The sequence below is a fragment of the Streptomyces sp. NPDC060205 genome, from assembly GCF_042728395.1.
Lineage (GTDB): Bacteria > Actinomycetota > Actinomycetes > Streptomycetales > Streptomycetaceae > Streptomyces.
This window is the reverse complement of sequence record NZ_JBHWZP010000650.1, coordinates 1-1,175: the sequence shown is the minus strand read 5'-3', so window position 1 is coordinate 1,175 and position 1,175 is coordinate 1. Positions and strand designations below refer to the sequence as shown.

The 1,175-nt window shown below is 65.8% G+C and carries 1 protein-coding gene; it reads right to left on the bottom strand.

Annotated elements, in window-relative coordinates:
- Positions 1-114: 114 nt before the first annotated feature.
- Complete coding sequence (gene purU, locus ACFWGJ_RS43775) at positions 115-966, bottom strand: formyltetrahydrofolate deformylase (RefSeq protein WP_387334560.1); 852 nt, start codon at positions 964-966, stop codon at positions 115-117.
- Between the last annotated feature and the right edge of the window lie 209 nt (positions 967-1,175).

Here is a 1,175-nt window from a genome sequence, read left to right as displayed (position 1 = left end):
GCGTCCACCAGGGGCCCTCTGTATCCAACTCAATCGCGCCGGACCGAGGACGGACACGTCGCCCCGGCCCCCGCCACCCCCTCACAGCGGGGAAAAACGCAGCGGCCAAAAGCCTCAGTCAAATACGACGGTCCGCCGCCCGTTCAACAGAATCCGCCGCTCCGCATGCCACTTCACGGCCCTGGCCAGCGCCTGGCACTCCACGTCCCGCCCCACAGCCACCAGCTGCTCCGGCGTGACCTGGTGCCCCACCCGCTCGACCTCCTGCTCGATGATCGGCCCCTCATCGAGGTCGGCCGTCACATAGTGCGCGGTGGCACCGATCAGTTTCACACCCCGCACATGCGCCTGGTGATAGGGCTTCGCACCCTTGAAGCTAGGCAGGAACGAGTGATGGATATTAATAATCTTCCCACTCAACTGCTTGCACAGATCATCCGAGAGCACCTGCATGTACCGAGCCAGCACCACCAGCTCGACGCCCTGCTCCCGCACCAATTCCAGCACCTGCGCCTCGGCCTGCGGCTTGTTCTCCTTGGTGACCGGAATATGCCGAAACGGCACATGATACGAGTCCACCAGCTCGGCGAAGTCCGTGTGATTGGACACCACCGCCGCGATCTCGACGGGCAGCGCCCCGATCCGCGAGCGGAACAGCAGATCGTTCAGGCAGTGCCCGAACTTGCTGACCATCAGCACGACCCGCATCTTCTCGTCGGCCCGGTGGATCTGCCAGTCCATCTGGAAGGAGTCACCGATCGCCGCGAAGCTCGCGCGCAGCTTGTCCACGGTGACGGGCGGCTCCGCCGAGAAGTGGACGCGCATGAAGAACAGTCCCGTGTCGTGGTCACCGAACTGCTGGCTGTCCTCGATGTTGCAGCCGGTCATGAAGAGGTAGCTCGACACGGCGTGCACGATGCCCTGCTTGTCGGGGCAGGAAAGCGTCAGGACGTACTGGTCGTTCATTTCGCCAGGGTCCCACAAGGGACCCCGCAGCCCCGCACCCGCCCGAATCCCGGACTTCGCGCAGTCCCCCGCGCCCCGAAAGACGGGGCTGCGCCCCCAGCCCGGTATTCGTCTACGGGTCCGGTGGGGGTCACCCGCGCAGTTCCCCGCGCCCCTCGGGGAGGGGCTGTGCCCCGTGCCGAGGGGTCAGGCGGCTGAAGGTGCGTTGC